This is a genomic window from Pedococcus sp., from assembly GCF_036000045.1.
In the GTDB taxonomy this organism is placed as follows: domain Bacteria; phylum Actinomycetota; class Actinomycetes; order Actinomycetales; family Dermatophilaceae; genus Pedococcus.
Genome location: NZ_DASYGF010000085.1, coordinates 1 through 4,152, shown reverse-complemented (window position 1 = coordinate 4,152; position 4,152 = coordinate 1). Strand labels below are relative to the sequence as shown.

3 protein-coding genes are annotated in these 4,152 nt (G+C 71.1%); all 3 read right to left on the bottom strand.

Going from position 1 to position 4,152, the window contains the following annotated elements; genetic code table 11:
* The coding region (locus VGN50_RS12830; RefSeq protein WP_327445197.1) for an LpqB family beta-propeller domain-containing protein at nucleotides 1-1,667 on the bottom strand (1,667 nt) is incomplete at its 3' end.
* Complete coding sequence (gene mtrB, locus VGN50_RS12825; protein ID WP_327445196.1) at nucleotides 1,664-3,451, bottom strand: MtrAB system histidine kinase MtrB; 1,788 nt, start codon at nucleotides 3,449-3,451, stop codon at nucleotides 1,664-1,666. The genes mtrB and VGN50_RS12830, both read right to left, overlap by 4 nt.
* A 2-nt stretch (nucleotides 3,452-3,453) precedes the next feature.
* Complete coding sequence (gene mtrA, locus VGN50_RS12820; protein ID WP_327445198.1) at nucleotides 3,454-4,131, bottom strand: MtrAB system response regulator MtrA; 678 nt, start codon at nucleotides 4,129-4,131, stop codon at nucleotides 3,454-3,456.
* Nucleotides 4,132-4,152: the final 21 nt, after the last annotated feature.

Genomic DNA, 4,152 nt, shown 5'->3' with positions numbered 1-4,152 from the left:
AGACCGCGCTCGGCGTTGACCGTCGTGATCGTCATCGCTCCCGGGATCTCCGGACCCGCAGTGATCGGGCCTCCGAGCGGAACGAACCACGGCCTCACTGCCTGCGAAGCGACCTTGCGCCCGAGGACGGCGAGGGTGGCGTCGTCGACCCAGACCAGGTCGCGAGCTGTCGTGAGCGACGGCGCCAAGGTGATGGGGGTGGACAGCGACTGCGGTATGCCGTTGGGCTGGCGGACGACGCCAGCAACGTCGATGCGCGGAGCGCGGCCGTTCCGGTCCGTGGAGATGAGGGCGACACGCTGCCCGTCAGGCGCGAACCGGAGGCTGACGACCGAACGACCTTCCAACCAGCCTGCGGAGACCAGCTGCGGCCGACCTTGGACGGTCTTCGGGTCGGCCGACGGGTTGACTGCCCATAGCCTGCTGGCCCCGCCCTGAACCCCAGCGAGCCACAGGACTCCGGCCGCGTCGTAGACGGGGCGCGTCAGCTCGCTGCCGACCGTGACCACCGGAAGTGCGTTGAGCCCACGCCACCGCTCGAGCTGGGTACGGTCGCCGCTCACCGCTGCGACCTCGCCGCCGGAGGGCGCCATGGCCAGGTAGGCCCATCCGAGGGGGATGGACGGCAACGAGCCGCTGGGCTGCGCGGGGGGACGGTTCCCCGGCTCCCCGAGCTGCTGGGGGTCGACGGCGACGAGGCTGGTGCCCTTGCGCAGCAACGGTTTGGTGACCGCGTCGGCGGGGGTCGGAAAGCCCAGAGCGCTGAGGTCGAACAGGCCCGTGCTGGCCGCGCCAGGTACCTGTAGGTCGGTCCCGTCGAGCTGGAGGGCGACCCGCTCGACGCCGGAGGCCTGCATCACGGTCGCCAGCAGCTGCGCTGCGAGTCCCTGGCGCTGGGCCGGGTCGCTGCTGACCCGCGTCGCCGTGAGGTCGACCTGGGCGGTCCCGGACTCGATCGGCACCGAGTCGACCGCAAGGCGGGTGCCTGCCGGGATGTCGCTGCGCACGGCACCGCTCAGGTAGTCCGGGATGCCGGCCAACAGGGTGCGGGCGAGCCGGGTCGCCAGCCCCGTCCCGACCGGGAACCAGCGCACGTCCGGCACGAGCCGCCGCTCGGTGGCCGAGATGTAGTAGATACGGAACGGGTCGTACAGCCTGCTGACGTCTGCCTCGCTCAGCCAGGTGCCGAAGCCCTGGGGCAGCTTGGAGATGCGCCACTCGCCCCCGATGCGTTGCAGCCCGAAGCTCACCGAGACCTTCGAGCCCGGCGGTAGCTCGTGGTAGCGGCCGTCACCGTCGATGCGTCCGCTGACCTGCGCGACGGCCTTCACGGAGCTGCTCCCTGACCGGGTGATTGTCAGGGACGCGTCGTCGGTGAAGACCATGACGGAGGAGTCAGGGCGCCACGTCGCCTCCTGCACGGGCACGAGGTACGATCGCGCCACCTGGTACTGGTCATCGCTGGCCGCAGCGGCTCGGACGAAGCCGGTCACGACCTCTTCGGGCGAAGACCCCGGACCGACGGGGTTGACCAGGACCCGGACCTGGTTCTCCTGGACCGTGCTGACGTCGAGCCCTTGGTGCACCGGTGAGCTGGTGGAGAGGCCTCCGCAGGCGGACAGCAGCAGGCCGCATACCGCCAACCACGCGGCATACGAGCGCCTCACGACGCGCCCTCTCCCCCTCGTGACGGGCGGCCACTCTGCAGTCGCACCCCCGTCACCGACATCTGCGCTGCGCTCACGGTCGCCGTGGACCTGGAGGGCTCGACCGTGAGGTCCTCGGGGCGCAACGGCAGCGGCGACTCAACGATGGGGCTGCCGATGCGCCGCGGCAGGGTGAGCCGGAAGCAGGACCCCTCACCCGGCTCGCCCCAGGCCTGTAGCCAGCCGTCGTGGAGGCGCGCGTCCTCCAACGAGATCGCCAGCCCCAGCCCGGTGCCACCCGTCGTCCGGGCACGCGCGGGGTCGGCTCGCCAGAACCGGTTGAAGACCAAGGCAGCCTCGCCCGGCCGCAGACCGACACCGTGGTCGCGCACCGTCACGGCCACGGCCGCGTCGTCGCCGGACAGCGCGATCTCCACGGGTCTGCCGTCGCCGTGCTCGAGGGCGTTGACGACCAGGTTGCGCAGGATCCGCTCCACCCGTCGTGCGTCGATCTCGGCGTCGGTCGCTCCGGACGCCTCCACCTTGATGACACTGCCCCAGCGGTCGGCCACGGGCTGCGCGGCGTCGACGGCCCGTCCGACGGTGACCCGCAGGTCGGTCACCTCGGCATCCAGCCTCGCCGCGCCCGCGTCGAACCGGCTGATCTCGAGCAGGTCGGCGAGCAGCTCCTCGAACCGGTCCAGCTCGTGGTGCAGGAGCTCGGCGGAGCGGGAGACGGCCGGCTCGAAGTCGACCCTCGAGTCGTGGATGAGGTCCGCGGCCATCCGGATCGTCGTCAACGGCGTCCGCAGCTCGTGCGAGACGTCGCTGACGAATCGTTGCTGCAGCCGCGACAGACCCTCGAGCTGACGGATCTGGGTCTGCAGGCTGTCGGCCATCGCGTTGAAGGACTTGGCGAGGCGGGCGAGGTCGTCCTCCCCCCGGGAGCCCATGCGCTCGTTCAGCCGCCCCGACGACAGGCGCTCGGCGACCATGGCGGCCCGGCGCACGGGGTTGACGACCTGGCGGGTCACGACCCAGGCCACGGCGCCCACGAGCAGCACGAGAAAGAACCCGCCGAGGGTGAAGGTCCTCGTCACCAGTCCGAGGGTCGCCTCCTCGCGCTGCATGGGATAGACGGCGTAGAGGTCGTACTTGCCGGCCACCGGCACGTCGATCTGGGAGCCCACCACCACGGCCGCGACCGTCTGGCTGCCGCCCTGGCTGTCCGGGACCGTTGTGAGCTGCACCTGCTGGTGGTGTGGGTCGCGGCGCACCGCCTCACGGAGCTCTGCAGGGATGCTCGCGAGCCCGGCTCGGCCCGAGAGCACCGTGTTGAGCAGGGCCGGGCTGGTGTTGCCCAGGCTGCGGGTGAAGACCAGCTGGCGGTCGGTGTCACCGCCAGGCGTGGCCGCACCCTTGATGACCGTCTGCGCGAAGAGGTTCAGCGACGGCGTGTTGGTGGCCGCAGTGGTCTCGTCGAACTTGCCCTGGACGTCGGTGTCCAGGCGCGCCGTCTCGACCTGGGCACTGGACATGCGGTCCTGCTCGAGACCGTCCGAGATCGACTGGAAGAGATAGGTGCCCAGCACGAGGACCACAGCGAGCCCGAGCAGCATGGTGCTGCTGACGACGCGAAACTGCAGGGACGAGCGCCAGGTGTGGGCCAGCCAGCGGCCGCCGGCGGCGAGGGCGCTGCGGCCGTCCCGTGCGCCAATGCGCAGCAGGCGCAGCGCCTGGTCTGTCTGGTCCGTGAACCGGCGGGTCGGCGCGCGCTCCGGGCTGGGTGAGGCCGACGGTGCCATGTCTAGCTCGTGCCCGCCTTGTAGCCGACGCCTCGCACGGTCACGACGATCTCAGGGTGCTCGGGGTCGTGCTCGATCTTGGAACGCAGCCGCTGCACGTGCACGTTGACCAGCCGGGTGTCGCCGGCGTGGCGGTAGCCCCAGACCTGCTCGAGCAGCACCTCGCGGGTGAACACCTGCCAGGGCTTGCGGGCCAGAGCGACGAGCAGGTCGAACTCGAGCGGCGTCAGGGACAGCGCGCGCCCGTCGCGCTTGACGGAGTGACCGGCCACGTCGATCTGGAGGTCACCGATCTCGAGACGCTCCGGCTCCGGCTCGTCGCCACGCCGCAGGCGGGCCCGGATGCGGGCGATCAGCTCCTGGGGCTTGAACGGCTTGACGACGTAGTCGTCGGCGCCCGACTCCAGCCCGACGACGACGTCGAGGGTGTCGGTGCGGGCCGTCAGCATGACGATAGGCACGCCGGACTCGGCCCGGATGCGCCGGCATACCTCCATGCCGTCCACGCCGGGGAGCATGAGGTCGAGCAGCACGAGGTCGGGCCGGGAGTCGCGGAAGGCGCCTAGCGCGCTGGAGCCGTCGGCCACGTGCGTCACCTCGAGCCCCTCGTTGCGCAGGACGATGCCGAGCATCTCTGCCAGCGCCAGATCGTCATCGACGATGAGCACGCGACCCTTCACCAGCGTCAGCCCTCTCCCTGT